We start from the raw sequence: 26,080 nt of genomic DNA on the forward strand, positions 1-26,080 counted from the left end.
CTACCAGGGTTCTACCTCGGCGCTGGCTCAGCGGGATCGGTGGTGCGGGCGGCCTCGAAGGTCGCGACGAGCTCGCGCTTGAGGACCTTGCCCGAGCCGCCCAGCGGGAGGGACTCGACCAGGTGCACGTGGCGCGGGAACTTGTACGCGGCCACGCGCTGCTGGGTGAACTCGATGATCTCCGCGGGATCCGCCGTCCGGCCCGGCATGAGCACGACGGCGGCGTGCACCTCCTGCCCGCGCGTGTCGTCCGCGAGGCCGAACACCGCGGCCTGGGCGACGGCGGGGTGGCCCGTCATGACGTCCTCGACCTCGCTCGGGTACACGTTGTAGCCGTTGCGGACGATCATGTCCTTCTTGCGGTCGACGATCGTGACGATGTCGTCGGCGTCCTTGGTGCCGAGGTCGCCGGTGCGGAACCAGCCGTCGACGACGGTCTGCGCGTTCGCCTCCGGGTTGCCGAGGTACCCCTTGAAGAGGTTGTGGCCCCGGATGACGATCTCGCCGAGCTCGCCGGGGCCCAGGAGGTCGACGCGGTCGTCGACGTCGGCGGCGGCGATCTCGACGTCCACGCCCCAGAGCGGGCGCCCGACCGTCCCGGGCCGGATCGGCTCGCCGACGGGGTTGAACGCGGCCGTGGGCGACGTCTCGGTGAGCCCGTAGCCCTCGTGCACCTCGGCGCCGAACGTGCGCGAGAACGCCTCGAGCAGCGGCACGGGGAGCGCGGCACCGCCGGACACGGCGTAGCGCAGCGGCGGCCGGTCGGGGTTGCGCTCGGCGGCCTGGACCATGCCGACGAACATCGTGGGGACGGCCGTGAACACCGTCGCGCGGTGCCGGACGAGGAGTGCGAGCGCCTCGTCCGGGTCGAACTTCGGCAGCAGCACGATCGCCGCGCCCTTGCGGAACGCGATGTTGAGCACCGCCATCTGCCCGAACGTGTGGAAGAACGGCAGCCCGCCGAACACGACGTCCTCGGGCCGCAGGTCGAACGTGTCGATGAGCGCGACGTGCACCTGCTCGATCATCGCCAGGTGCGAGCCGACCGCGCCCTTGGGGCGCCCGGTCGTGCCGCTCGTGTAGAGGATCGTCGCGGCGGCCAGCGGGTTGACCGACGCGTACGTGCGGACCGGCTCGGCCTGTGCGGCCTCGTCCTCCAGCCGCGGGAACGGCACCTGGTCGCGCAGCGCGTCCGGCACGAGCACGGTCACCGTCGGGATCCCCGCCGCGGCGGCCGCCGGCCCCGCCTCGGCGAGGAACGGCGCGCCCGCGACGAGGAGGCTCGCTCCGGCGTCGCGCAGCACGAACTCGATCTCCGTGGCCTTGAACAGCAGGTGGATCGGCACGACGACGGCGCCGATCGACAGCGCCGCGTAGTAGACGCGCGCGAAGTCGGGCACGTTGGGCACGAGCATCGCGACGCGGTCGCCCGGGCGCACGCCGCGCGCGAGCAGCGCACCGGCGTACGCGCGCGTCTGGTCCCACAGGTCGCCATAGGTGACGACGGCGTCGCCCACGAGGAAGGCCGTCGCGCCCGGCCGGCGGTGCGCGGTCTCCGCGAGGTTGGCCGCGATGGACAGAGTGCCGAACCCCGGGCCGGTCAGCACGGGGTCGGGCACGAGGCCGGCTCGGGCGTCAGGGGGAGTGGACGACGACGGCGCGGGCGCCGGGCGGGAGGCGTCGCCCGGTGCCGGTGCGGGGGAGAGGTCACGGTCGAGGTCACCTGGAGCAGTCATTGGTCGAGGTCCCTTCGGTGTCGGTGGTGCGTGGCGGGTGTCGGTGGTGCGACGGTCACCGGCGCCCGGACGGCGTCGGCGGTGCGGGGGTGGCGAGCTCGGCGCGGCCGAGCGTCGCGAGGTGGACCTCGTCGGGTCCGTCGGCGAGCCGCATGGCGCGTGCGGCGGCGAACATCTCGGCGAGCGGCTGGTCGCCGGAGAGGCCGGCGGCGCCGAACACTTGGATCGCGCGGTCGAGGATCTGCTGGACGGCGCGCGGCACCGCGATCTTGATGGCCTGGATCTCGCGCATCGCCGCGCGGTTGCCGACCGTGTCCATGAGCCACGCCGTCTTGAGCACGAGCAGTCGCAGCGCCTCGAGCTGGACGCGCGACTCGGCGACCCACTCGCGGACGACGCCCTGCTGGGCGAGCGTGCGCCCGAACGCGGTGCGCGTCGTCGCGCGCTCGCGCACGAGGTCGAGCGCGCGTCCGGCCATGCCGAGCGCGCGCATGCAGTGGTGGATCCGGCCCGGACCGAGCCGGGCCTGGGCGATGCGGAACCCGTCGCCCTCGCCCGCGACGAGGTTCGACGCGGGGACGCGGACGTCGTCGAGCACGATCTCCGCGTGGCCGCCGTGCTCGCGGTCGTCGTAGCCGAACACGGTCAAGGGCCGGACGACGCGCACGCCCGGGATGTCGCGCGGCACGAGGATCATGCTCTGCCGGCGATGGCGGTCCGCGTCCGGGTCGGTGGACCCCATGACGACGAGGATCCGCGCGTCGGGGTTCATCGCGCCGGTCGACCACCACTTGCGGCCGGTGATCACGTAGTGGTCGCCGTCCCGGCGGATGCGCGTCGCGATCTGGCTCGCGTCCGACGACGCGACGTCGGGCTCGGTCATGCAGAACGCCGAGCGGATCTCGCCGCGGAGGAGCGGGGCAAGCCACTGCTCCTTCTGGGCGGGCGTGCCGAACTCGTGCAGGAGCTCCATGTTGCCCGTGTCGGGTGCGGCGCAGTTCATCGCGACCGGCGCGAGGCGTGGGCTGCGGCCGCTGAGCTCGGCCACCGGCGCGTACTGGAGCGTCGTGAGGCCGCCGCCGTCCGGCCCGGGCAGGAACAGGTTCCACAGGCCGCGCTCGCGCGCCTCGGTCTGCAGCTCGCGCACGACCGGCCGGAACGACCAGTCGTCGGGGGTCGCCTCGACCTGGCGCGCGAGCACCGGCTCCGCGGGGAGCACGTGCTCGTCGAGGAAGGCCTGGGTGCGCGCGACGACGTCGCGCGTCGTGGCGTCGGGCTCGAAGTCCACGGTCATCCCCTCCGGGCGCCCGCGAGTCGCGCGAGGCCCTCGTCGGCGAGCGGGGTGACGAGGTCGCCGATGACGTCGAAGCCGTCGCCGACCGTCTCGCCCGCGCGGTAGCGGAAGTGCACGCCCTCGAGGATCACGCCGAGCTTGTACGCGCCGAACGCGCGGTACCACGACAGCTCGGGGACCGGCCAGCCGCGCCGGGCCTCGTACGCGTCGACGAGCTCCTCGAACGCGGGGTACCCGGCCGCGGCGTCGACGGCGCTCGTCGCGACGCCCGCGGCGGCCTCGCCGAGCGCGCGGATGTCCCAGTACAGGCCCAGCATGCCGAGGTCGACGGTCGGGTCCCCGAGCGTCGCCATCTCCCAGTCGAGGATCGCCGCCACGCGGGGGGCCCTCCCGGCCCCGCGGCTCACGATGGCGTTGTCGAGCCGGAAGTCCCCGTGCACGATCCCGGCTGCCAGCTGCTCGGGGACGTGCTCGCGGAGCCGCGCGCCGAGCTGCTCGAGGGCGGGCACGTCGCGCGAGCGCGACGCGTCGAGCTGGGTGGCCCACCGGCGCAGCTGGCGCTCGAGGTAGCCGTCGGGCCGGCCGAAGTCCGCGAGGCCGACGGCGGCCGGGTCCACGCGGTGCAGCTCGGCGAGGGTCTCGGCGAGCTCGAGCGAGAGCGCGCGCAGCTCCGCGGCGGAGTACGCCGCGTTCTGGGCCGGGTCCGCCAGCACCTCCCCGGCCACGTGCTCCATGAGGAAGAACGGCGTCCCGGTCCCGGCCGTGCCGTCGTGGTCGTCGACCAGGTCGACGACGCGCGGCACCGGCACGGGCGTGCCCTGCAGCGCCGCGATCACGCGGTGCTCGCGCGCCATGTCGTGCGCGGTGGACAGCACGTGGCCGAGCGGGGGCCTGCGCAGGACCAGCGGCACGACGGCGCCCTCGACGCGGTAGGTGAGGTTGCTGCGGCCGCCGGCGATCACCGTCGCGGACAGCGGGTCCTGCGTGGCGAGCTCGGGGTGCGTCCGGCGCAACCACTGGTCGAGCCGGTGCACCTCGAGCCCGGGCGGGCTCGCCGTCGGACGGGTCATCGTCGACCACCTCTCCGCGCTGCGTCGCGCGTCGTCGGGATGCCGGGCGACCCCGGCTCGGTCGATCATACCGCGCGGTCGGTATGGGGCGATCGATCCTCCGCTGCCGCTGAGTGCTGGAGATTTGTCGTCGTCGCGGCCTCTCCGCGACAAGAGGCCCGCACTCAGCGCGCGGAGACCAGGAGGTCGCGCTCGATCGCGGCACGGATCGGGTCCGGGACAGGCGTCGGGCGCCGCGTCTCGCGGTCCACGAACACGTGCACGAACCGGCCCTCGGCGATCGGCACGTCCTCGCCCGCGCGCAGGATGCCCAGCTCCCACCCGACGCTCGACGTCCCGAGGCGTCCCGCCCGCAGGCCGACCTCGAGCGCGTCGGGGAACGACGCCGACGCACGGTACTCGCACGAGCTGCTCACGCACAGCCCGATCGCCGGCCCGGCCAGCCGGTCGAGCCCCGCGACGCGCACGAGCCACGTGTTGATCGCGGTGTCCATCGCCTCGTAGTAGACGGTGTTGTTGACGTGGCCGTAGACGTCGTCGTCGTTCCAGCGGGTGGGGAACGGCGAGCGATGTCCGTAGGCGGGGGGTGCATCGGTCACGGGCTCCTCCGTGGTGGTCATGCGGGCGAGGGTGCGCCCGTACCGGGGCGGTCGAGGTGCAGCACGAGCTCGAACGCGGTCCGCGCACGCGTCGCGCTCGGGACGTCGCCCGCGATGAGGTCGGCGTACGTGAACGACTCGCTGATGCGGACGAGCAGGTAGGCGATCTCGCGGGGCTCGATGTCGCGGCCGAGGGGGCGCGGGCCGAGCTCGGCGTCGACGAGCGCCTCGACCTCGGCGACGTAGCGCCGCTGGATCTGGCTCTCCTTCGTCGTGAGCAGGCGCAGCGCACGGGCGGGCTCGCGCTGCAGGAACGTCCGGAAGTACCCGGCCGTGATGAGGTCGTGGACGAAGGTCGTCAGGACCGACGCCACGCGCTCGGCGCCGTGCAGCCCGGCGGCCGCGGCGTCGGCCTGCTCGAGCGTGGGCACGGCGAGCGACCACAGCACCTCGGAGAGCAGGGCGTCACGGTTCCCGACCCAGCGGAACAGGCTCGTGCGGTCCACGCCGAGCGACGTCGCGAGGCGGCCCATGTCGATCCGCTCGCCCGCGATGAACGTCTCGCGCGCCCGGCGGAACGCCGTGACGGTGTCGGCGTGCGTCCCGGAGACGAGCCGCTCCGACAGCCACGACGGCGCGGCCGCCGTCCCCACGTGCCCGAGCCGAGCCTCCGGCAGGGGCACGCCGGGTGCCGGGACGGTCGCGCCGGTCGCCAGGGCCGTCGTCGGGCCGGCCGCTCGGGTCGTCTCCGCGCCGGGGGCGTCGTCGTCACCTGCCATGCCGGGCACTCTACCGCCGTGGAAACCGATGCGTGCAACATTTTCGATTTTGATGCACACTGGCGGCGAGGAGATCACCGACGATCCACCGGAGGCACGCATGACCACGACCACCGCGGCACCGCCCGCGACGCTCGCGAGCGACTTCTACGGGGTGCAGACCGAGCTCTCGCCCGACGAGCAGGGACGCGTCCTGACGATCCGCGAGTTCCTCGAGCGCGAGGTGCGCCCGATCGCCGACGACTGCTGGGACCGCGCCGAGTTCCCCCACCACCTGATCCCCGGGCTCGCCGACCTCGGCCTGTTCGGCGCGCACCTGCCGGAGACCGCGCGATTCGAGAACGGGATGCTCTACCGCGGCTGGGTCGCGCTCGAGCTCGCGCGCGTCGACCCGTCGATCGCGACGTTCGTCGGCGTCCAGACCGGGCTCACCATGACCGCGATCGCGGGCGGCGGCTCCCCGGAGCAGCGCGAGCGCTGGCTCCCGCCGATGGGCCGGGGCGAGGTCATGGGCGCGTTCGGGCTTACCGAGCCGTACTCCGGGTCCGACACCTCGCGCGGCCTGCGCACGACGGCCGAGCGTCGCGGCGAGACGTGGGTCCTGCACGGGGCCAAGCGCTGGATCGGCAACGCGACGTTCGCGGACGTGATCGTCGTGTGGGCCAAGGACGTCGCCGACGACCAGGTCAAGGGCTTCCTCGTCCGCACGGGCACGCCCGGCCTGACGGTCACGAAGATCGAGCGCAAGCAGGCGCTGCGCACCGTGCAGAACGCCGACATCGAGATCGACGGCGTCGAGGTCGCCGAGGAGGACCGCCTGCAGCGGGTCTCGTCGTTCCGCGACGTCGCGGCCGTGCTGCGCCCCACGCGGGCCGAGGTCGCGTGGCAGGCGGTCGGGCTCGCCGTCGGCGCGTACGAGGCCGCCGTGGCCTACGTGGCCCAGCGCGAGCAGTTCGGCCGCCCGCTCGGGTCGTTCCAGCTCGTCCAGGACAAGCTCGCGGAGTCCCTGGCCGACATCACGGCGAGCATCGCGCTGTGCCGCCGGCTCTCGCTGCTCGCCGAGGAGGGCAACCAGCGCGACGAGCACGCCGCGCTCGCCAAGTCGTTCGCGACCACGCGCATGCGGGCGACCGTCGCGCGCTGCCGCGAGGTGCTCGGCGGCAACGGCATCCAGCTCGACCACGGCGTCGCGCGCTACTTCGCCGACGCCGAGGCCGTCTACACCTACGAGGGCACGCGCGACATGAACACGCTCATCGTCGGGCGCGCGATCACGGGCCATCAGGCCTTCGTCTGAGCCCTTCGCCGACACGAGACCCACCACCGACACGCACCACCGGAAGGAGGCCACCGTGCAGGAGGCCTACGTCGTCGCCGTCGCCCGCTCGCCCATCGGGCGCGCGTTCAAGGGGTCGCTGCGGGAGGTGCGCCCGGACGACCTCGCCGCCGAGATGGTCCGGGCCGCGCTCGCCCAGGTCCCCACGCTCGACCCGGGCCGGGTCGAGGACCTGCTGCTCGGGTGCGGGCAGCCGGGTGGGGAGCAGGGCATGAACATGGCCCGCGTCGTCGCCGTGCTGCTCGGGCTCGACGGCGTGCCCGGCACGACCGTCAACCGCTACTGCTCGTCGAGCCTGCAGACCACGCGCATGGCGTTCCACGCGATCCGCGCGGGGGAGGGCGACGTGTTCGTCTCCGCCGGCGTCGAGTCCGTGAGCAGCACCGCGCGCGGCACGGCCGACCACATCCCGGGGGAGGACCTCACCAACCCCCGGTTCGCGACCGCCGTCGGACGCACCGTCCGCCGCGCCGAGGCGGGCGCCGAGCCCTGGACCGACCCGCGCCTCGCGGGCGAGCTCCCGGACGTGTACGTCGCGATGGGCCAGACGGCGGAGAACGTCGCGCAGCTCACCGGCACGTCGCGCCGCGAGCAGGACGAGTACGCGGCGCTGAGCCAGCAGCGCGCGCAGGCCGCGATCGCGAGCGGGTTCTGGTCCCGGGACATCACGCCCGTCACGCTCCCGGACGGCACGCGCGTGACGGCCGACGACGGCCCGCGCGCGGGCGTGACCGTCGAGTCGCTCGCAGGGCTGGACCCCGTGTTCCGCCCCGACGGGACCGTGACCGCCGGGAACTGCTGCCCGCTCAACGACGGGGCGGCCGCGGTGGTGGTCGTGAGCGGGCGCGTCGTCGACGAGCTCGGCCTGCAGCCTCTCGCCCGGATCGTCTCGACCGGCGTCAGCGGGCTGTCGCCGGAGATCATGGGCCTCGGGCCCGTCGAGGCGAGCCGCCAGGCGCTCGCGCGCGCCGGGCTGACGATCGACCAGGTGGACCTCGTCGAGATCAACGAGGCGTTCGCCGCGCAGGTGCTGCCGAGCGCGAAGGAGCTCGGCGTCGACCTCGACCGGCTCAACGTCCACGGCGGGGCGATCGCCGTCGGGCACCCGTTCGGCATGACGGGTGCGCGCATCACGTCCACCCTGGTCCATGGCCTCGCCGAGACCGGTGGGCGCTACGGGCTGGAGACGATGTGCGTGGGCGGGGGCCAGGGCATGGCGATGGTCCTCGAGCGCGTCTGATCCGACACAGCGCTGAGTGCATGAGAATGGCGGTCCCGAATCGTTTCGAGGCCGCACATCTCATGCACTCAGCGTTCTGGTCGGCGCTCGTGGCGGGTGGGCGGGTGACCCGGCCGGTCAGGCCGGGACGACGAGCACGACGGTGTCCGCGACGAGCGCGGGCTTGTCCGAGCCCTCCGAGCCCTCCGAGCCCTCCGAGCCCTCGACCTCGACGGTGACGCGGATGCGGACCTTCGCACCCCGGGGGGAGTCGTCGACGCCCGTGACGGTGGACGTCGCACGCACCCGTGAGCCGGCACGGACCGGGGCGATGAAGCGCACCGAGTCGAGGCCGTAGTTGACGTGCATCGCGACGCCGCCCACGTCGAGCAGCCCCGCGGTCAGGACGGGCAGGAGCGAGAGCGTGAGGTACCCGTGCGCGACGGGCGCGCCGAACGGGCCGGCCGCCGCGCGCTCGGGGTCGACGTGGATCCACTGGTGGTCCTCGGTGACGTCCGCGAACGCGTCGATGCGCGCCTGGTCGACGGCGACCCACCGCTCGGACGTGGCCGTGCGCCCGACGGCGGACGGCAGGTCGGCGACGGACGCGACCCGGATCACGGTGTCGGTCGCCGGGGTCGACGGGGACGCCGTCGGGCCGGACGCCGTGGCGCTCATGCGCGCGGCCCTCCCGCCGCGTAGACGACCTGGCCGGAGACGAACCCGGACTCCTCGGAGCACAGGAACGACGCGAGCGCGGCGACGTCCTCCGGCTGCCCGGCCCGGCGCACGGGGATCTCCTGCGCCGCGGCCGCGACGAAGTCGTCGAACTCGACGCCGATCCGCTCCGCCGTCGCGCGCGTCATGTCGGTGACGACGAACCCCGGGGCGATCGCGTTCGCCGTCACGCCGAACGGGCCGAGCTCGAGGGCCAACGTCTTGGTGAGCCCCTGCATGCCCGCCTTCGCGGCGGCGTAGTTCGCCTGGCCGCGGTTGCCGAGCGCCGACGTGCTCGACAGGTTCACGACCCGCCCCCAGCCGGCCGCGACCTGGTGCGCCTGGACGGCCCGCGCCATGAGGAACGCCCCGCGCAGGTGAACGCGCAGCACGGTGTCGAAGTCGTCGTCGGACATCTTGAACAGCAGGTTGTCGCGCAGCACGCCCGCGTTGTTCACGAGCACCGTCGGGGCGCCGAGCTCGTCGACGACGCGCGCGACCGCGGCCTGGACCGCGTCGGCGTCCGAGACATCCGTGCCGAGCGCGAGCGCCTCGCCGCCCGCCGCGGCGATCTCCTTCGCGACGAGCGCGGCGTCGTCCTCGCGCAGGTCGAGGACGGCGACCCGCATGCCGTCGCGGGCGAGGCGTCGCGCGATCGCGGCACCGATGCCGCGCGCGCCGCCGGTGACGATCGCGGTGCGAGGGGTCGGTTCGGTCATGAGGGTGTCCCTTCGTGAGGCCGGACGAGCTGGCGCAGCTCCGCGCCGGTCGCCAGGCGGTCCATGGCGGAGCAGAGGTCGTCGAGCGCCACGTGCGCGGACACGAGGCGCTCCAGGGGGAGCGCGCCGTCGCGCCAGAGCTGCACGTAGCGCGGGATGTCGCGCGCGGGCACGGCCGAGCCGAGGTAGCTCCCGACGACGGTGCGCGCCTCGGCGGTGAGCGTCAGCGGGGAGATCGACGAGCGGGCGTCGGGCCCGGGCAGGCCCACGGTGACCGTCGTGCCGCCCGGCGCGGTCGCGGCGAACGCGGTCTCGAACGCGCGGGCGCTGCCCGCGGCCTCGACGACGACGGGCGCCCGGAGCCCGGCCTCGACCAGCGACGCGGGCGTGTGCACCGCGGACGCGCCGAGCGCGCGGGCCGTGGCGAGCTTGTCCTCGACCGCGTCGACGCCGATCACGTCGTGACCCAGCGCCTGCGCCACGAGCAACGCGGCCATGCCCACGCCGCCCAGCCCGACGACGAGCACCGGCTCGCCCGGTCGTGGGCGCCCGGCGTTGAGGACGGCCCCGCCCCCGGTGAGCACCGCGCAGCCGAGGAGGGCAGCGACGTCGGGCGGGACGTCGTCGTCCACCGGGACGACGGACGTGCGGCTCACGACGGCGTGCGTCGCGAACGCGGAGACGCCGAGGTGGTGGTGGACCGGGACGCCGTCGCGGTGCAGACGGCGCGCGCCGCCGACGAGCGTCCCGGCGGCGTTCGCGGCGCTGCCCGTGCGGCACGGCAGGCGCCCGTCGGTCGCGCACTCGGGGCACGCGCCGCAGCGGGGGAGGAAGGTCATGACGACGCGGTCACCGGGCCGGACGTCGTCGACGCCGTCGCCGGCCTGCTCGACGACGCCCGCCGCCTCGTGGCCGAGCAGTATGGGCACGGGCCGGGGACGGTTGCCGTCCACGACGGACAGGTCGGAGTGGCACAGCCCCGCGGCCTCGATGCGCACGAGGAGCTCGCCCGGCCCGGGCGGGTCGAGCTCGACCGTCGTCACGCGCAGCGGGCGCGACCCGGCGAAGGGCGACGGGGCGCCCGTCCGTTCGAGCACGGCTCCGAGGATCTCCATCCTGGCCCACCTCTCCTCGACGTCGTCGTCGCGACGTACCGACCGTGCGGTATGTCGCTCCGACAGTACACGACGGCTCACCTCGCCGGTACCCGCCCGGCGGTCGCGCCACAGCGGTGGGAGAGTGTGCGCATGCTGCTCACCGGGCTCGTCCTCGCGGGTGTCGCCGCCGCGATCCACGTCTACATCTTCGTCATGGAGTCGCTCACCTGGACGAGCGACCGCACGCGCGCGACGTTCGGCACGTCGCGCGCCGAGGCGGAGGCGACCAGGGAGCTCGCGTTCAACCAGGGCTTCTACAACCTGTTCCTCGCCGTGCTCGTCGCGCTCGGCATCGTCCTGCACGCGGCGGGCTGGACGACGGCGGGGGCCACGCTCGTCCTGGCCGGCGCCGGGTCGATGGTCGCGGCGGGCCTCGTGCTGCTCGTGTCGTCGCCGTCGAAGGCCCGGGCGGCGCTCGTCCAGCTCGTCCCGCCGCTGCTCGGCGTCGTCGGGGTCGTCCTGGGCCTCGTGCTCTGAGCCGCCGGTAGACTGGGCGCGCGCCGTCGTGCGCTCCCCGCCAGCGCCCACCCGAGGGAACCGATGACCGCCCCCGCATCCCAGGCTTCTGCACGCCCCGCTGCTCGCCCGACGTTGGACACCGTCGAGCACGCCGCCGCGACTCCGGACGAGGCCCAGCCGTACGCCGAGCTCGGCCTCAAGCCCGACGAGTACCAGCGCATCCGCGACATCCTGGGGCGCCGCCCCACGGCCGCGGAGCTCGCGATGTACTCCGTCATGTGGTCCGAGCACTGCTCCTACAAGTCGTCCAAGGTGCACCTGTCGAAGTTCGGCAAGGCCACGACGGACGAGATGAAGAAGCACCTGCTCGTCGGCATCGGCGAGAACGCGGGCGTCGTCGACATCGGTGACGGCTGGGCCGTGACGTTCAAGGTCGAGTCGCACAACCACCCGTCGTTCGTCGAGCCCTACCAGGGCGCGGCGACGGGCGTCGGCGGCATCGTGCGCGACATCATCTCGATGGGCGCGCGGCCGGTCGCCGTCATGGACCAGCTCCGGTTCGGCGCGGTCGACCACCCGGACACGGCGCGCGTCGTGCACGGTGTCGTGAGCGGCGTCGGCGGCTACGGCAACTCGCTCGGCCTGCCGAACATCGGCGGCGAGCTCGTCTTCGACCCCTCGTACCAGGGCAACCCGCTCGTCAACGCGCTGTGCCTCGGCGTGCTGCGCCACGAGGACATCCACCTCGCGAACGCGTCCGGCACCGGCAACAAGGTCATCCTCTTCGGCGCCCGCACGGGCGGCGACGGCATCGGCGGCGCCTCGATCCTCGCGTCCGAGACGTTCGAGGACGGCGTGCCCGCGAAGCGGCCGAGCGTCCAGGTGGGCGACCCCTTCATGGAGAAGGTCCTCATCGAGTGCTGCCTCGAGCTCTACGCGGCGAAGGTCGTCGAGGGCATCCAGGACCTCGGCGCGGCCGGCATCTCGTGCGCGACGTCGGAGCTCGCCTCCAACGGCGACGGCGGCATGCACGTGTGGCTCGACGACGTCCTGCTGCGCGACCCGACGCTCAACGCGGGCGAGATCCTCATGTCGGAGTCGCAGGAGCGCATGATGGCGGTCGTCGCGCCCGACAAGCTCGACGAGTTCCTCGCGATCACGGGCAAGTGGGACGTCGAGACCGCCGTCATCGGCGAGGTCAACGGCTCGGGCCGCCTGACGATCGACCACCACGGCCAGCGCATCGTCGACGTCGACCCGAAGACCGTCGCGCACGAGGGCCCCGTCTACCACCGCCCGTACGCGCGGCCGTCGTGGCAGGACGGGCTCAACGCCCGGACTGCCGCGGACCTCGCCCGCCCCGAGACCGGCGACGACCTGCGCGCCACCGCGCTGCGCCTGCTCGCGTCGCCGAACCTCGCCTCGAAGGAGTGGGTGACGGACCAGTACGACCGGTTCGTCCAGGGCAACACCGCGCTCGCGCAGCCCGACGACTCCGGCGTGATCCGCGTCGACGAGTCCACGGGACTCGGCGTCGCGCTCGCGACGGACGCGAACGGCCGCTACGGCAAGCTCGACCCGCGCACGGGCGCCCGGCTCGCGCTCGCGGAGGCGTACCGCAACGTCGCGACGACGGGCGCGCGCCCGCTCGCCGTGACCGACTGCCTCAACTTCGGCTCGCCCGAGGACCCCGACTCGATGTGGCAGCTCGTCGAGGCGATCGAGGGCCTCGCGGACGCGTGCCGCGAGCTCGGTGTCCCGGTCACGGGCGGCAACGTGTCGCTCTACAACGGCACGGGCGAGCCCGGCCAGATCGACTCGTCCATCCACCCGACCCCGGTCGTGGGCGTCCTCGGTGTGCTCGACGACGTCGCGCACGCCACGCCGTCGGGCTGGCGCGAGACCGGCGAGAGCATCTACCTGCTCGGCACGACGCGCGCCGAGCTCGACGGCTCCGCGTGGGCCGACGTCGAGCACGCTCACCTCGGTGGCGTGCCGCCCCGCGTCGACCTCGCCGCGGAGAAGGCGCTCGCCGGCGTGCTCGTCAACGCGAGCCGCGACGACCTCGTCTCCGCCGCGCACGACCTGTCCGAGGGCGGGCTCGCCCAGGGGCTGCTCGAGGCGTCGCTGCGGTTCGGCGTCGGGGCGAGCGTGTCGCTCGACGCGCTCGTCGAGCGCGACGGCGTGACGCCGTTCGAGGCGCTGTTCTCGGAGTCGACGGCGCGCGCGCTCGTCGCGGTTCCGCGCGGCGAGGAGTCCAAGCTCGTCGACGCGTGCGTCGCACGCGGCGTCCCCGTGCTGAAGATCGGCGAGACGGGCACCGAGCCCTCCGCTGCGGCGGAGTCCGGCGAGGTGCTCGAGGTCGCGGGCCTGTTCACCGTCCCGCTCAGCGAGGCGGACGCGGCCTACCGCGGCACGCTGCCGGCCATCTTCGGCTGACACCGCTCCACGACGCCCCGGTCACCGATCAGGTGACCGGGGCGTCGTCGTCTCCCGACCCGCCTCTCGGACGGGGTCGCCGAGCCCGCCGCTGCGCGCCGTCGACCACGAGGTTGGTGGCGCGAAGCGGTCGAGAACGACGGCAACGTCGTGCTCGGCGGGTGGGCGGGTTTCGTGGAGGACGGCGGGCGACGTGGTGCGGCGGGTCGCGGTGAGGACGGTGACGCTGCCAGAGTCCGGGCATGACCTCGGTGACAACGAGCCTCCCGCCCGGCCGCGTCACGACCCGGCGGCGACCGGGCGGCCCGGTGCTCACCGTGCTGCTCGCCACAGGGACCGCCGCCGTCGTCGTCCTCACGCTCGTGCGGGCCGTCCCGTACGACGCCGTGACGCCCCTCGCCCAGGTCGTGGGGTTCACGCCGTTCGTCGCGGTCGGGGCGGTCGTCGGCCTGGTGCTCACGCTCCTCGCACGGCGCTGGGTCCTCGCGGCGCTGCTCGCGGTGTGCGTCGCCGCGCAGGCGGTGTGGCTCGTGCCGGCGTTCGTCCCGGGCCCGGGAGCGCCCGACGACGCGGCGTCGCTGCGCGTGATGGGCGCCAACGCGTGGCTCGGGTCGGCGGACGCGGACGCGCTCGTCGACCTCGTGCGCGAGCAGGACGTGCAGGTGCTCGCGGTGCTGGAGCTGACGACCGACCTGCGCGAGCGCCTCGTCGCGGCCGGCATCGAGGACGTGCTCCCGTACAGCGCGGACGCGAAGGTCGGTTCCGGAGCGCTGGGCAGCGGGCTGTGGAGCGCCCTGCCGCTCGACGACGTGGACCTCGAGCCGTTCTCCAACGACGCCATGCCGGCCGCGACGGTCGAGGTCGACGGCGTGCCGGTCCGGGTCACGGCCGTGCACCCGATCCCGCCCATCCCGGAGTACGTGCAGGTCTGGGGCGAGGAGACGGCCGCGCTCGCCGAGCGGGCGGTGGCCGACCCGCTGCCGCAGGTGCTCGTCGGCGACTTCAACGCGACGTACGACCACGCCACGTTCCGCCGGTTGCTGGGTGACCGCTTCCACGACGCGTCGCGCGCGTCGGGCGGCGGTCTCGACCTGTCGTGGTCACCGCTGCCCGGCACGGTCCCGCCCGTGCTGAACCTCGACCACGTGGTGACGGACCGCGAGAACGCCGTGACGGACGTCGGCTCCCTGCACCTGGAGGGCAGCGACCACCGCGCGATCGTCGCGACGGTCCACGTGCCCCGCCCCTGACGCCGAACCCGGGGTTGCGGGCCACCGAGCGCACTCGGTGACACGGAGCACCGGGTTCGGCACCTCCTGGTCAGCTGCGTGCGGACTCCGGCTCCGGCTCCGGCGTCTCGACGTGGTGCGGGTGGCGGCGCTCGAGGGCGGCGCCCTCGACGTCGACGTCGGGCAGGACCCGGTCGAGCCAGCGGGGGAGCCACCAGGCCTTGTCGCCGGCCAGGTGCATGAGCGCCGGGACGAGCAGCATGCGCACGACGAACGCGTCGACCAGGACGCCGAACGCGAGCGCGAACCCGATGGGCCGGATCATCGCGCTGTGCGAGAACACGAACCCGCCGAACACGGAGATCATGATGATCGCCGCTGCCGTCACGACGGACCGCCCGGCGCGCACGCCCTGCACGATCGCGACGCGGGCCGGCGCCCCATGGGCGTACGCCTCGCGCATGCCCGTCCCGATGAAGAGCTGGTAGTCCATCGCGAGGCCGAACAGGATGCCGACCAGCAGGGTGGGCAGGAAGTTGAGCACTGGGCCCGGCGTCTCGACGCCGAACACGCCCGCGAGCCACCCCCACTGGTAGATCGCGACGACCCCGCCGAGCGCGGCGAAGTAGGACAGGATGAACCCGAGCGTCGCGACGACCGGCACGAAGATCGACCGGAACACGAGGATCAGGATGATCAGCGACAGGCCGACCACGACCGCGAGGTAGACCGGCAGTGCCTGCGCGAGCTTCTCGGAGATGTCGATGTTGCCGCTCGCCGAGCCGGCGACGCCGAGCGTCACCTCGCCGTCCAGCGGCTCGAGGGCACGGAGGCTGTGGACGAGCTCCTCGGTGGACTCGCTCGTCGGTCCCTCGGCGGGGATCACCTGGAACGCGGCGACCGTCCGGTCCTCGGACGTCCCGATCGGTGCGACCGCGACGACGTCGTCCTGCTCGAAGAGCTCCTCGGCGACGCGCACCTGGTACTCGAGCGACTCCGCCTCGGTGGGCTCGCCCGGGAGGTCGGCCACGACGAGCAGGGGCCCGTTCGTCCCCTCGCCGAACTGCTCGGCGATCGTGGAGTACGCGCGGTACTGCGTCGAGTCGTGCGCCTCGGAGGACCCGTCGGGCAGGTTGGTGCGCAGGTCGAGCGCGGGGAGGGCGACCACGGCGAGGGCGGCGATGCTCAGCAGCGCGGTCCCCACGGCGCGCACCGTCGACATCGGCCTCACGGGCTTCGTCGCCGGGAGCCCACCCGCGGCGGGGGTGTCGCTCGCCGTCGGGGTCGCCGCCGAGCCGTCCGCGAGGCGCGCCCGCTCGCGCTTGCTGAGGATGCGCATCCCGACCATGCCGAGCAGCGCGGGGGTCATGGTCACGGCGATGAGGACCGCGATGGCGACGCACAGCGCACCGACGCTGCCCATGAGGCCGAGGAACGGGATGCCGGTGACGTTGAGGGCGAGCAGCGCGATGAGGACGGTGGCGCCCGCGAACACGACCGCGTTGCCGGACGTGCCCGTCGCGAGCCCGATCGACTCGTGGAGGTCGTCGCCCTGCTTCAGCTGACGCCGGTGACGGTTGATGATGAAGAGCGAGTAGTCGATCCCGACGGCGAGGCCGAGCATGAGGCCGAGGACCGGGGTCACGGACGACATGTCGACGACGCCCGACAGGGACATGGCGGTGAGCGCGCCGATCCCGACGCCGACCAGCGCCGTGAGGAGCGGGAGCCCCGCGCCGACGAGCGTGCCGAGCATGACGATCAGCACGACCGCCGCGACGACGAGGCCGATCGCCTCGCCCACGCCGAACACCTGCGGGACGCCCTGGGTGATGTCGGCCGAGAACTCGGTCTGCACGCCGTCGACCGGTGCGTCGGTGAAGACGGCGACGAGGTCGTCCTTCGTCTGCTGCTCGATGTTCATGTTCGGCTCGGTGAAGGAGACGCTCGCGACGGCGGCGCTCCCGTCCTCGGAGACCATGCGGATCTCGGACGCCATCTCGAGCAGCGGCGCCGACGCCTCGAGCTGCGCGGACTGCTCCTCGAGCGTCGCGCTCTGGTCCTCGAGCGCCGTGAGCTGCTCCGCGAGCGCCGCGGCCTGCGCGTCCAGCTGGGCGCGACCGGCGTCGAGCTGCGCCTGCTGGGCGTCGAGCTCCGGCGCGGCCTGCTCGGCGGCGCCCGCGGCCTCGGCCTGCGCGCGGGCCTCGTCGAGCTGGGCCTGGCCTGCGTCGAGCTGGGCGAGCGCGGCGTCGATCTGCGACTGGCCGGCCTCGAGCTGGGTGCGCCCGTTCTCGATCTGCGTGCGGCCGTCGGCGATCTGGGTTCGACCGTCCTCGACCTGGGCGGCCTGGTCGGCGAGCTCGGCCGACGTCGCGAACGGGTCGATCACCGTCTCGACGCCGTCGACCTCGCTCGCGTCGGCGACGAGGTCACCGATCTGGGCTTCCTGCTCCGCGGTGAACGCCGAGCCGTCCTCGGTCGCGAAGACGATCGTGCCGCTCCCGCCCGAGGCCTCGGGGAGGGCGCTCTGCAGCCGCTCGGTCACCTCGGCTGTCGGGGTGCCGGGGATGGAGAAGCTGGTCGCGAGCGTGCCGCCGAACGCGACGAACGCCGCCCCGGCGAGCACGAGGACCGCGAGCCACGCGGCGACGACGGTCCTCGCCCGGCGCGCGCACGCGCGGCCGAGGCGGTAGAGGAGTTCAGCCATGAGGGTCCTTCGGTGGGAGTCCGGTCGGGTCAGGCGGTTCGGGAGAGAGAAGAGGGGAGCGGTCAGGTCGTGGGCGCGTAGCCGGCCCGGGTCCGTTCGACGAGCCGGTCGAGGAGCTCGGCCCACACTCGGCGCGAGGCCTCGTCGTCGGCGGCACCGGTGGCCGCCCACCAGCGTCGCTGGATGACGAGGACGCCGGCCATGAGCGCACCGACCAGCAGCTCGATCTCGAGCGGGTCGACGTCGGGGTGCTGGCGGGTGGTCCCGGCCACGAGGCGTTCGGCGAGGTGGGTGAACGTGCGGACGACCATCGTCGTCACCCGGGGGGTCGGCTCGGTTGCGTCGCCTCCGAGGGCGCGCGTGAGGTAGGCCATCGGCGCGACGAGGTCCGTGCTGCGCAGGGCCGCGGTGAGGTCGTCGAGCGGGGTCGCGCGTCCCGCGCCCGGCCCCGGGTCGCCTCCGGCATCCGGCCCCGCGTCGGGAGCGGCGGGCTCCGCCGCGCTCGCGCCCAGCGCGTCGACCACGGCGCCCAGCACGTCCTCGCAGACCTCGACCACGACGTCGTCGAGCGAGGAGAAGTGGTTGAAGATCGTGCGGCGCGCGACGTCGGCGCGTGCGGCGAGCTCGTCGACCGTGAAGCGGGCGCCGCCCTTGTCCTCCATGAGCGCGGCCGCGGCGTCGACGATGGCGCGCCGGTGGCGCGCGCGCAGGGCGCCCCGGCGGTCGGGCGTGGGATCCGCGGTTGCCGCGCCGCGCGCGGGCGCGGGCGCGACGAGGTGCTCGGATCCGGAGAGGGAGGGCACCCCATGACACTAGGTGCATCGATGCACTGAGTGCAAATAGGTCGGGCGGAGGCTGAAAGTCGACCGATCAAGTCCAGTATGTGGGAAGGTCCCGCCGGTGCGTTGACACCCCCGACGGCCGCTCGTAAGTTCCCGGCCAACCGAGGTCGTCACACCTCGGCGCAGACATGGTCATGAGCTCCGACACCAAGCCCCGGCTCGTCGGACGGCAACCCTCCCGCGCGGCGGGGTGCCCCGGGTGAGGACCAGGCCCCGCGCCACGCGTACCCACGCGCGGCGCGGGGCAACGACGCGGAGCCCGGCGACGGGCACGAAGGAGACGGACGATGGACAGGCGAGAGTCGAGCAGCGTGGTGGACCACCCGCAGGCGTCGACGTGCCCCTGTCCGCCCGTAGGCGTCGTCCGCGCGCCCGGGACCAGCGGTCCCGCGCGCAGCACCTGTTGTCGGTAGCCCCGACCCGGTCCTGACGTCGCGCGAGCGACGCACGCACACCCCGAACCGGTCACCCCCGGCCGTCCCGGCCCCCGTCCTGCCGCCGCGCGGCGGGACCGTTCTGCCCACCCTCCGGCACCCGCCGCGCCCTCCCGCGCGCCGTCGGCCTCCACTGAGAACGGATCCTCACGATGTCCGACCCCCGCCCCTCCCGCACCCTCCACCTCGGCGTGGACCTCAGCGACGCGGGTGCCCACCCCGCCGCCTGGCGCACCGTGGGCTCCCAGGCCCAGCGCCTGTTCGACGCCCAGCGCCTCGTCGACCTCGTCGCCACCGCACAGCGCGGTCTGCTCGACCTCGTCACGCTCGACGACGCGTTCACGCTCCGGCCGACCCGCGGCGGTTCCGTCCGGGGGCGGCTCGACGCCGCGCTCGTCGCCTCGCGGCTCGCGCCCCGCAGCGCGGGCATCGGCCTCGTCCCCACCGTGACGACGACGCACACCGAGCCGTTCCACGTGTCCAAGGCGATCGCGACGATCGACCACGTGAGCAGCGGCCGCGCCGGGTGGCAGGTCGGCTGGTCGACGACGCCCGCCGAGGCCGCCGCGTTCGGCCGCAAGGACGCGCAGGACGAGCCCGATGCGGTCGCCGAGGCCGACGAGGCGGTCGAGGTCGTGAGCCGCCTGTGGGACTCGTGGGAGGACGACGCGGAGATCCGCGACGTCGCCACGGGGCGGTTCGTGGACCGCGAGAAGCTCCACTACGTCGACCACGAGGGCATCCGGTTCGCGGTCAAGGGTCCGTCCATCACGCCCCGGCCGCCGCAGGGCCAGCCGCCCGTCGTCGTGCGCGCGGGGTCGCCGGCGTCGTTCGACCTCGCGGCCCGCCGCGCCGACGTCGTGCGCGTGCGCGCGGCGACCCGCGACGAGGCCGTCGCCCTGCGGACGCAGGTGCGCGACGCCGCCGCGGACGCAGGACGCGACCCCGACGACCTGCGCGTCCTCGTGGACGCGTACGTCGTCGTCGGTGACACGCGCGCCAGCGCGCAGGCCCGGCTCGACCTGCTCGAGGACCTCGAGGGCGTCACGTGGGACACGGACTCGCTCACGCACGTCGGCACGGCGCGCGACCTCGCGGTGACGGTCGAGGAGTGGGCGCACGCCGGCGCGGCCGACGGCTTCCTCCTGCGCCCGTCCTCGCTGAGCACGGATCTCGACGCGATCGTCGACGGCGTCGTGCCCCTCCTGCAGGGCGCCGGGCTGTTCCGCACTGCGTACCCCGGCACGACGCTGCGCGACACGCTCGGCCTGCCGCACCCCGCGAACCGCTACGCGGCGATCGCCTGAGCCCGGACGGACCGACGACATGAGCAACCACCCCCGCAAGCAGATCCACCTCGGCGCCCACTTCCCGGGCGTCAACAACACGACCGTCTGGAGCGACCCCCGCTCGCGCAGCCAGATCGACTTCTCCTCGTTCGAGCACCTCGCGCGCCGGGCCGAGGCGGCGAAGCTCGACTTCTTCTTCCTCGCGGAGGGCCTGCGCCTTCGCGAGCACAAGGGCCGCATCCACGACCTCGACGTCGTGGGCCGCCCGGACACGCTGCCGGTGCTCGCGGCGCTCGCCGCGGTCACGGACCGCCTCGGGCTCGCGGGCACGATCAACACGACGTTCAACGAGCCGTGGGAGCTCGCGAAGCAGTTCGCCACGCTGGACCTGCTCTCCGACGGCCGGGCCGCCTGGAACCTCGTGACGAGCCCCGACGCCTTCACGGGCGCCAACTTCCGCCGCGGCGGCTACCTGCCGTACCCCGAGCGCTACGCGCGGGCGGCCGAGGTCGTCGAGGTCGCGCGCGCCCTGTGGGACTCGTGGGACGACGACGCCGTCCTCGCCGACCGGGTCGCGGGCGAGTTCCTGCGGCCCGGGTCCGTGCGGCCGGTCGCGCACCACGGGACGTACGCGGACGTCGTCGGGCTGTTCGAGACGCCGCGCGGGCCGCAGGGCCACCCGGTCCTGTTCCAGGCCGGCGACTCCGCCGACGGGCGCGACTTCGCCGCGGCGACCGCGGACGTCGTGTTCTCCGCGCACTCGACGTTCGACGCCGGGCGCGCGTTCTACGAGGACGTCAAGGGTCGCCTCGCCGCCCACGGGCGCGACCGCGACTCGCTGAAGATCCTGCCCGCGACCGTCGTCGTGCTGGGCGACACGTCCGCGGAGGCCGAGGAGCGTGCGCGCGAGATCCGGCTCCAGCAGGTCTCGGGCCCGACGGCGATCGCGTTCCTCGAGCAGGTCTGGGGCCGCGACCTCGAGGCGTACGACCCCGAGGGACCGCTGCCCGACGTCGACCCCGACACGGAGAACCTGTCGATCACGCGGGGCCGCGTGCGGCACGCGAAGGACCCCGCTGCGGTCGCCGCGGCGTGGCGCGAGCAGGCCGAGGCGAACGGCTGGTCGATCCGCGAGCTCGTCATCCAGGTGACGTCGCGCGGCGGGTTCGTCGGCACGCCGGAGCAGGTCGCGGAGGACATCGACCGGCACGTCCAGGAGGACGCGTCCGACGGCTTCATCCTCGTCCCGCACCTCACGCCGGGCGGTCTCGACGACGTCTTCGACCGGGTCGTGCCGCTCCTGCAGGAGCGCGGCTCGTTCCGCACCGAGTACGAGGGCACGACCCTGCGCGACCACCTCGGGCTCCCGTACCCCGGCGCGCACCGCGCCGCCCACGAGCCGGCGGGCGACCCCGCCGCCGAGCTCGTCGGCTGAGACCGGCACCCGCCCACATCGTTCCCACCGACCGGAGGCCCTGATGACCACGAGCACGCTCCCCACCTCCCCGCACGGCCCCGCGGCGAGCAGCGCCGGGACGAGCGACGCCGCCGCGTGGGCGGCCTGGCACGCCGAGCGCGAGGACGGGCTGCGCCCGCCCCACGGCTGGCTCAGCCTCGTCGCCTACCACTGGCTCCCGAGCGCGCCGGCCGCGCTGCCCGGCGTCCCGGGCCTGTGGTGGGCGGACGCCGACGGCGCGCACCACCGCGGGGACCCCGGGGCGGGGGACCACGGCGTCGTGCGGACGGCCGAGGACCGCCCGGTCACGACGGTCGTCGTCGCGGAGGGCGGGTCGAGCGTCGCGGGGACGTACCTCCTCACGGGGCCCGTCGGTCCGTCGGGCGGGGCGGGCGCCGGACCGGCGACCGCACCGGACCTCGAGCGGCACGGGACGAGGGCCGTCGCCGTCGAGGTCGTGCGCCGCACGGGCCGGTACGCGGTCCGGCTGCGCGACCCGCTCGCACCCGCGCGGCTCGCGTTCGACGGCGTCCCGACGTTCCCGTACGACCCCGCCTGGGTCGTGGACGCCGTCGTGCGGTGGTACGACGCGCCGCGCCCCGTCGTCGTCGGCGCCGCGCGGCCGGGGCTCGTGCACCACGTGACGACGGTCGGCGAGGTCGACCTCGCGGTCGAGCGAGACGGAGTCGAGCACCGCGCCACGCTGGTCCTCACGGGCACGGCCGGAGGCGCGGTGACGCTGCTCTTCAGCGACGCGGCCCAGCACCTCCCCGCAGCCGTCGCGCCGTGGCGCGTGCTGGGGCTGGACGCGGTCGTGGCGCCCGGCACCGAGGGGCGTGTGCGCCTCGACCTCAACCGCGCGATCAACCTGCCGTACGCGTTCAGCGACTTTGGGACCTGCCCCGCGCCGGTCCCGGGCAACCACGTGCCGTTCGCCGTCACCGCGGGCGAGAGGGCGCCACGATGACGGCGCTCACCGGCCCGACGACGGCCCGCACGGCAGGCTCCCGGGAGGTCCGCTCCGTCCCGATGCACGACCCGCTCGTGCGGCCGCTGCTCGACGGGCTGTCCCACGAGTACTGGACGCGGTACCAGCGCGTCCTGACGGCTGAGCAGCTCCGCGAGGAGATGGAGCACTACCCGGCGCAGGACTTCGCGGCGCCGCACGGCGAGCTCGTCCTGGTGGTCGAGGACGGCGAGCCGGTCGCGGGTGGGGCGTTCCGCCGCCGGACCGAGCCGGAGCTCGGCGACCCGGCGCGCCTCGCCCGGTCCGCCGCCCGGCGCGCCGACGGGTCTCCCGCGGTCCGCACCGCCGAGCTCAAGCGCATCTGGACGCACTCGGCGCACCGGCGCCGCGGCCTGGCGCGCGTCGTGCTCGCCGAGCTGGAGCACCGCGCGGTCGAGCGCGGGTACCGGCGCCTCTACCTGACGACGGGACCGCGCCAGCCCGAGGCGGCCGGCCTGTATCTCGCGACGGGGTACACGCCCCTGTTCGACACCGGGGCCGATCCCGAGGAGATCGGCCCGCTCGCCTTCGAGAAGTGGTTGGAGGTCGTGCCATGAGCACCGTGTCGCTCCCGCAGGACGAGTCGCGGCAGCTCACGCCGCCGTCGGGCCGGCATCCTGCCGACCCGCCTGCCGGCCCGCCCCGGGTCCAGGACGCGCTGCCGCTCGAGAGCCTGCGCATCGTCCCCGCCCGGCACCCGGGCCGCTGGGCCGCGACGGCCGGCGTCGCGGTGCTGCTCGCCATGGTCGTCAGCTCGTTGGTGACGAACGACCGCTGGGAGTGGGACGTCGTCGCGCAGTACCTCACCTGGCCCTCGATCCTCGAGGGCGCGTGGGCGACGATCCGCCTGACGCTCGTCGCATCGGTCGTCGGGTTCGCGCTCGGCACGGTCCTCGCGCTCATGCGCCTGTCGCGCTCGCCGCTCCTGCAGTCGGTGTCGTGGACGTACACGTGGGTGTTCCGGTCGGTGCCGCTGCTGCTCCAGCTGCTGCTCTGGTACAACCTCGCGTACCTGTACCCGTACCTCAGCGTCGGCATCCCCTTCGGGCCCGAGTTCCTGTACTTCGACACGCTGTCCGTGATCGACAAGTTCTGGGCCGCGATCCTCGGCCTCGGGCTGTCGCAGGCCGCGTACTCGGCGGAGATCGTGCGCGCCGGGATCCTCTCGGTCGACCAGGGACAGCAGGAGGCCGCCGCGTCGCTCGGCATCCCCAGGCGTCGTCAGGTGAGCCGCATCATCCTGCCGCAGGCGATGCGCTCGATCATCCCGACGGCCGTCAACGAGGTGATCGGGCTGCTCAAGGGCACGTCGATCGTCTACGTGCTCGCGTACGGCGAGCTGTTCTACATCGTGAGCGTCATCTACGGGCGCAACGGGCGCGTCGTGCCGCTGCTCATCGTCGCGTCGATCTGGTACCTCGTGCTGACCACGCTCATCACGGTCGTCCAGTACTACGTGGAGCGGCACTACGCGAAGGGCGCGGTGCGCACGCTGCCGCCGACGCCGCTGCAGAAGGCGCGCTGGACCGTCCTGGTCTGGGCGTCGCGGCTCTCCGGCCGCCCCGTGCCTGACTCCGTCCCGCCGGCCTACGCGGCGCGCGCCCGGGTCGGCGTGCTCACGCGCACGGCGCGTACCTCGGGAGGTGCGGCATGAGCGCCACCGTCGACGCCGCCACGCACGACGCCGCCACTGGTACCGCGACAGCCGGGCTGGTCGAGATCCACGGCGTGCACAAGAGCTTCGGCACCCTCGAGGTGCTGCGCGACGTGTCGCTCACGGTCCGGCCGGGGTCGGTCACGGTCGTCCTCGGCCCGTCCGGGTCGGGAAAGTCCACGCTCCTGCGCGCGATCAACCACCTCGAGAAGGTCGACAAGGGGTTCATCTCGCTCGACGGCGAGCTCATCGGCTACCGCCGCAGGGGGAACACCCTGCGCGAGCTCAAGGAGCGCGAGATCCTCGGCCAGCGCACCCAGATCGGGTTCGTCTTCCAGAGCTTCAACCTGTTCCCGCACCTCACCGCGCTCGAGAACGTCGTCGAGGCCCCGGTCTCGGCGCAGCGCCGCCGCCGCGAGGACGTCGAGCCCGAGGCCCGCGCGCTGCTCGCGCGCGTCGGGCTCGCGGACAAGGCGGACGCGCGCCCACGCCAGCTCTCGGGCGGGCAGCAGCAGCGCGTCGCCATCGCCCGCGCGCTCGCGCTGCGGCCCAAGGTGCTGCTGTTCGACGAGCCGACGTCGGCGCTCGACCCCGAGCTCGTCGGCGAGGTGCTCGAGGTCATCCGGGACGTCGCGAGCACCGGCACGACGCTCGTCGTCGTCACGCACGAGATCGGATTCGCGCGCGAGGTCGCCGACACCGTCGTCTTCATGGACGAGGGGGTCGTCGTCGAGCAGGGCACGCCCGCCGAGGTGCTCGACGCCCCGCGCCACGAACGCACGCGCGCCTTCCTCGACAAGGTCCTCTGACCCGGGCCGACCCGGCCCCACGGCCGCCAGCCCGCGACCGGCCGACCGGCCGCCGTCCCACCGCACTCCCGCGTCTCTTGACGCACCACCGAAAGGCAGGACACCTCGTGACCGCAACGACCACCCGCGCCCGCGCCGTCCGCGCGCTCGCCGCCCTCGCCGCCGTGCCCCTGCTGGCGCTCACGGCGTGCTCCGGCGTGAGCACCGAGGCGCCCGCCGCCGCGGAGGAGGCGGCCACGACCGAGGAGAGCACGACGTCCGTGTCGGACGCCCTCGACGTGAGCACGAGCCCCGAGCAGGACCGCATCCGCACGACCGAGTCCGCCGAGGCCGTCGCGCTCCTGCCCGACGCGTGGAAGGACAAGGACGAGCTCGTCGTCGCGATCTCCGCCGGCGCCGCGCCGCCCCTCGGCTTCCTGGCCGACGACGACGAGACCCCCATCGGCAACGAGACCGACATCGCGCAGCTCGTCGCGGACGCGCTCGGCAAGGAGCTGCGCCTCGAGGTCAAGGCGTGGGCCGACTGGCCGCTCGCGCTCGGCTCGGGCGACGTCGACGCGGTGATCTCCAACGTCACCGTGACCGAGGAGCGCAAGGAGACCATCGACTTCTCCACGTACCGCAACGACGAGCTCGGCTGGCTCGTCGGCGCCGACTCCGACATCACGTCGATCACGAAGCGCGAGGACATCGCGGGCAAGGTCGTCGCCGTCGGCTCGGGCACCAACCAGGAGAAGATCGTGCTCGAGTGGGACCGCCTCAACCAGGAGGACGGCCTCGAGCCCATCCAGGGCCCCGAGTACTACGAGCAGTTCTCCGACGTGCTGCTCGCGCTGCAGTCCGGGCGCATCGAGACCTACGTCGGGCCCAACGCGTCGCTCGCGTACCAGGCGGCGGTCTCCCCGCAGGACTTCAGGGTCGTCGGAACGCTCAACGGCGGCTGGCCCGACACGGCGCAGATCGCCGTCGCCACGAAGAAGGGCAACGAGGCCGCGCCGGCCATCACCGCCGCGATCAACCACGCCATCGAGGACGGCACGTACCTCGAGGTGCTGCAGCGGTGGGGCCTGGAGTCGGAGGCCGTCGAGGAGTCGCAGACCAACCCGCCCGGCCTCCCGAAGACGGAGTGA

At 74.1% G+C, this 26,080-nt stretch carries 22 protein-coding genes and 1 riboswitch; of the genes, 12 read left to right on the plus strand and 10 right to left on the minus strand.

All coding sequences use genetic code 11. The features are described 5' to 3' along the window. Window positions 1-11: 11 nt before the first annotated feature. From ACMXGY_RS03125 to ACMXGY_RS03145, 5 genes are all read right to left on the minus strand, one after another. On the minus strand, window positions 12-1,736 hold the full coding sequence (locus ACMXGY_RS03125) for an AMP-binding protein (protein ID WP_483775428.1): 1,725 nt from the start codon (window positions 1,734-1,736) through the stop codon (window positions 12-14). Window positions 1,737-1,791: 55 nt separating this feature from the next. Then, window positions 1,792-3,024, minus strand: coding sequence for an acyl-CoA dehydrogenase family protein (locus ACMXGY_RS03130; protein ID WP_483776775.1), 1,233 nt, complete (start codon window positions 3,022-3,024; stop codon window positions 1,792-1,794). Between the two features lie 2 nt (window positions 3,025-3,026). Continuing rightward, window positions 3,027-4,100, minus strand: a complete 1,074-nt coding sequence (locus tag ACMXGY_RS03135; RefSeq protein ID WP_483775429.1) for a phosphotransferase family protein — start codon at window positions 4,098-4,100, stop codon at window positions 3,027-3,029. A gap of 164 nt (window positions 4,101-4,264) precedes the next feature. Continuing rightward, window positions 4,265-4,720, minus strand: coding sequence for an acyl-CoA thioesterase (locus ACMXGY_RS03140; RefSeq protein WP_483775430.1), 456 nt, complete (start codon window positions 4,718-4,720; stop codon window positions 4,265-4,267). Further along, window positions 4,717-5,478, minus strand: a complete 762-nt coding sequence (locus tag ACMXGY_RS03145) for a QsdR family transcriptional regulator (protein ID WP_483775431.1) — start codon at window positions 5,476-5,478, stop codon at window positions 4,717-4,719. Before ACMXGY_RS03145 ends, ACMXGY_RS03140 begins: the two co-directional genes overlap by 4 nt. A gap of 100 nt (window positions 5,479-5,578) precedes the next feature. Here ACMXGY_RS03145 and ACMXGY_RS03150 point away from each other — a divergent pair, with 100 nt between their 5' ends. Next, on the plus strand, window positions 5,579-6,775 hold the full coding sequence (locus ACMXGY_RS03150) for an acyl-CoA dehydrogenase family protein (protein WP_483775432.1): 1,197 nt from the start codon (window positions 5,579-5,581) through the stop codon (window positions 6,773-6,775). 55 nt (window positions 6,776-6,830) lie between these two features. Beyond that, the gene (locus ACMXGY_RS03155) at window positions 6,831-8,054 is read left to right on the plus strand and encodes an acetyl-CoA C-acetyltransferase (protein ID WP_483775433.1); all 1,224 of its coding nucleotides are present in this window, start codon (window positions 6,831-6,833) and stop codon (window positions 8,052-8,054) included. A 117-nt stretch (window positions 8,055-8,171) separates the two neighbouring features. Here ACMXGY_RS03155 and ACMXGY_RS03160 read toward each other — a convergent pair whose 3' ends face one another. From ACMXGY_RS03160 to ACMXGY_RS03170, 3 genes are read right to left on the minus strand one after another with little or no spacing between them, the layout of a single operon-like run. Next, window positions 8,172-8,711 carry a MaoC family dehydratase gene (locus tag ACMXGY_RS03160; protein WP_483775434.1) on the minus strand — a complete coding sequence of 180 codons (540 nt, stop codon included), beginning with the start codon at window positions 8,709-8,711 and terminating at the stop codon, window positions 8,172-8,174. Continuing rightward, window positions 8,708-9,469: an SDR family oxidoreductase gene (locus tag ACMXGY_RS03165; RefSeq protein ID WP_483775435.1), complete on the minus strand. Its 762-nt coding sequence runs from the start codon at window positions 9,467-9,469 to the stop codon at window positions 8,708-8,710. The genes ACMXGY_RS03160 and ACMXGY_RS03165 overlap by 4 nt, the downstream gene beginning before the upstream one ends. Continuing rightward, window positions 9,466-10,584 (minus strand): alcohol dehydrogenase catalytic domain-containing protein, encoded by a 1,119-nt coding sequence (locus ACMXGY_RS03170; RefSeq protein WP_483775436.1) that lies wholly within the window; start codon window positions 10,582-10,584, stop codon window positions 9,466-9,468. Before ACMXGY_RS03170 ends, ACMXGY_RS03165 begins: the two co-directional genes overlap by 4 nt. A gap of 132 nt (window positions 10,585-10,716) precedes the next feature. Between ACMXGY_RS03170 and ACMXGY_RS03175 the strand changes: the two genes are divergently transcribed. From ACMXGY_RS03175 to ACMXGY_RS03185, 3 genes are all read left to right on the plus strand, one after another. Next, complete coding sequence (locus ACMXGY_RS03175; RefSeq protein ID WP_483775437.1) at window positions 10,717-11,103, plus strand: DUF1304 domain-containing protein; 387 nt, start codon at window positions 10,717-10,719, stop codon at window positions 11,101-11,103. Window positions 11,104-11,166: 63 nt separating this feature from the next. Then, window positions 11,167-13,524: a phosphoribosylformylglycinamidine synthase subunit PurL gene (gene purL / locus ACMXGY_RS03180; RefSeq protein ID WP_483775438.1), complete on the plus strand. Its 2,358-nt coding sequence runs from the start codon at window positions 11,167-11,169 to the stop codon at window positions 13,522-13,524. A gap of 242 nt (window positions 13,525-13,766) precedes the next feature. Next, a complete protein-coding gene (locus ACMXGY_RS03185) occupies window positions 13,767-14,774 on the plus strand; it encodes an endonuclease/exonuclease/phosphatase family protein (RefSeq protein ID WP_483775439.1) in 1,008 nt (335 codons plus the stop codon). A gap of 70 nt (window positions 14,775-14,844) precedes the next feature. On the opposite strand, the gene ACMXGY_RS03190 is transcribed toward ACMXGY_RS03185, so the two are convergent. Beyond that, a complete protein-coding gene (locus ACMXGY_RS03190; RefSeq protein ID WP_483775440.1) occupies window positions 14,845-17,460 on the minus strand; it encodes an MMPL family transporter in 2,616 nt (871 codons plus the stop codon). A 62-nt stretch (window positions 17,461-17,522) separates the two neighbouring features. Then, window positions 17,523-18,263 carry a helix-turn-helix domain-containing protein gene (locus tag ACMXGY_RS03195; RefSeq protein WP_483775441.1) on the minus strand — a complete coding sequence of 247 codons (741 nt, stop codon included), beginning with the start codon at window positions 18,261-18,263 and terminating at the stop codon, window positions 17,523-17,525. 169 nt (window positions 18,264-18,432) lie between these two features. Beyond that, a riboswitch (SAM riboswitch) is annotated at window positions 18,433-18,556 on the plus strand. A 332-nt stretch (window positions 18,557-18,888) separates the two neighbouring features. On the opposite strand from ACMXGY_RS03195, the gene ACMXGY_RS03200 reads away from it, so the two are divergent. The 7 genes from ACMXGY_RS03200 to ACMXGY_RS03230 all read left to right on the plus strand — a co-directional run bounded on the left by ACMXGY_RS03200 (window position 18,889) and on the right by ACMXGY_RS03230 (window position 26,080). Then, on the plus strand, window positions 18,889-20,043 hold the full coding sequence (locus ACMXGY_RS03200) for an LLM class flavin-dependent oxidoreductase (RefSeq protein ID WP_483775442.1): 1,155 nt from the start codon (window positions 18,889-18,891) through the stop codon (window positions 20,041-20,043). Between the two features lie 19 nt (window positions 20,044-20,062). Then, window positions 20,063-21,460 (plus strand): NtaA/DmoA family FMN-dependent monooxygenase, encoded by a 1,398-nt coding sequence (locus ACMXGY_RS03205; protein WP_483775443.1) that lies wholly within the window; start codon window positions 20,063-20,065, stop codon window positions 21,458-21,460. 43 nt (window positions 21,461-21,503) lie between these two features. Further along, window positions 21,504-22,448 carry a DUF1684 domain-containing protein gene (locus tag ACMXGY_RS03210; RefSeq protein WP_483775444.1) on the plus strand — a complete coding sequence of 315 codons (945 nt, stop codon included), beginning with the start codon at window positions 21,504-21,506 and terminating at the stop codon, window positions 22,446-22,448. Then, on the plus strand, window positions 22,445-23,044 hold the full coding sequence (locus tag ACMXGY_RS03215; protein WP_483775445.1) for a GNAT family N-acetyltransferase: 600 nt from the start codon (window positions 22,445-22,447) through the stop codon (window positions 23,042-23,044). Before ACMXGY_RS03210 ends, ACMXGY_RS03215 begins: the two co-directional genes overlap by 4 nt. Continuing rightward, on the plus strand, window positions 23,041-24,141 hold the full coding sequence (locus ACMXGY_RS03220; RefSeq protein WP_483775446.1) for an amino acid ABC transporter permease: 1,101 nt from the start codon (window positions 23,041-23,043) through the stop codon (window positions 24,139-24,141). Before ACMXGY_RS03215 ends, ACMXGY_RS03220 begins: the two co-directional genes overlap by 4 nt. Then, window positions 24,138-24,950, plus strand: coding sequence for an amino acid ABC transporter ATP-binding protein (locus ACMXGY_RS03225; RefSeq protein ID WP_483775447.1), 813 nt, complete (start codon window positions 24,138-24,140; stop codon window positions 24,948-24,950). Before ACMXGY_RS03220 ends, ACMXGY_RS03225 begins: the two co-directional genes overlap by 4 nt. Before the next feature lie 107 nt (window positions 24,951-25,057). Continuing rightward, window positions 25,058-26,080, plus strand: coding sequence for an ABC transporter substrate-binding protein (locus ACMXGY_RS03230; RefSeq protein WP_483775448.1), 1,023 nt, complete (start codon window positions 25,058-25,060; stop codon window positions 26,078-26,080).

Source organism: Cellulosimicrobium sp. G4 BAM 1002 (assembly GCF_057126935.1).

Coding starts and splice junctions, on each gene's coding strand:
- ACMXGY_RS03190 (WP_483775440.1), bottom strand. CDS start 17,460: ATGGCTGAACTCCTCTACCGCCTCGGCCGCGCGTGCGCGCGCCGGGCG.
- ACMXGY_RS03125 (WP_483775428.1), bottom strand. CDS start 1,736: ATGACTGCTCCAGGTGACCTCGACCGTGACCTCTCCCCCGCACCGGCA.
- ACMXGY_RS03140 (WP_483775430.1), bottom strand. CDS start 4,720: ATGACCACCACGGAGGAGCCCGTGACCGATGCACCCCCCGCCTACGGA.
- purL (WP_483775438.1), top strand. CDS start 11,167: ATGACCGCCCCCGCATCCCAGGCTTCTGCACGCCCCGCTGCTCGCCCG.
- ACMXGY_RS03200 (WP_483775442.1), top strand. CDS start 18,889: ATGTCCGACCCCCGCCCCTCCCGCACCCTCCACCTCGGCGTGGACCTC.
- ACMXGY_RS03170 (WP_483775436.1), bottom strand. CDS start 10,584: ATGGAGATCCTCGGAGCCGTGCTCGAACGGACGGGCGCCCCGTCGCCC.
- ACMXGY_RS03220 (WP_483775446.1), top strand. CDS start 23,041: ATGAGCACCGTGTCGCTCCCGCAGGACGAGTCGCGGCAGCTCACGCCG.
- ACMXGY_RS03150 (WP_483775432.1), top strand. CDS start 5,579: ATGACCACGACCACCGCGGCACCGCCCGCGACGCTCGCGAGCGACTTC.
- ACMXGY_RS03175 (WP_483775437.1), top strand. CDS start 10,717: ATGCTGCTCACCGGGCTCGTCCTCGCGGGTGTCGCCGCCGCGATCCAC.
- ACMXGY_RS03210 (WP_483775444.1), top strand. CDS start 21,504: ATGACCACGAGCACGCTCCCCACCTCCCCGCACGGCCCCGCGGCGAGC.
- ACMXGY_RS03205 (WP_483775443.1), top strand. CDS start 20,063: ATGAGCAACCACCCCCGCAAGCAGATCCACCTCGGCGCCCACTTCCCG.
- ACMXGY_RS03185 (WP_483775439.1), top strand. CDS start 13,767: ATGACCTCGGTGACAACGAGCCTCCCGCCCGGCCGCGTCACGACCCGG.
- ACMXGY_RS03160 (WP_483775434.1), bottom strand. CDS start 8,711: ATGAGCGCCACGGCGTCCGGCCCGACGGCGTCCCCGTCGACCCCGGCG.
- ACMXGY_RS03215 (WP_483775445.1), top strand. CDS start 22,445: ATGACGGCGCTCACCGGCCCGACGACGGCCCGCACGGCAGGCTCCCGG.
- ACMXGY_RS03145 (WP_483775431.1), bottom strand. CDS start 5,478: ATGGCAGGTGACGACGACGCCCCCGGCGCGGAGACGACCCGAGCGGCC.
- ACMXGY_RS03165 (WP_483775435.1), bottom strand. CDS start 9,469: ATGACCGAACCGACCCCTCGCACCGCGATCGTCACCGGCGGCGCGCGC.
- ACMXGY_RS03135 (WP_483775429.1), bottom strand. CDS start 4,100: ATGACCCGTCCGACGGCGAGCCCGCCCGGGCTCGAGGTGCACCGGCTC.
- ACMXGY_RS03225 (WP_483775447.1), top strand. CDS start 24,138: ATGAGCGCCACCGTCGACGCCGCCACGCACGACGCCGCCACTGGTACC.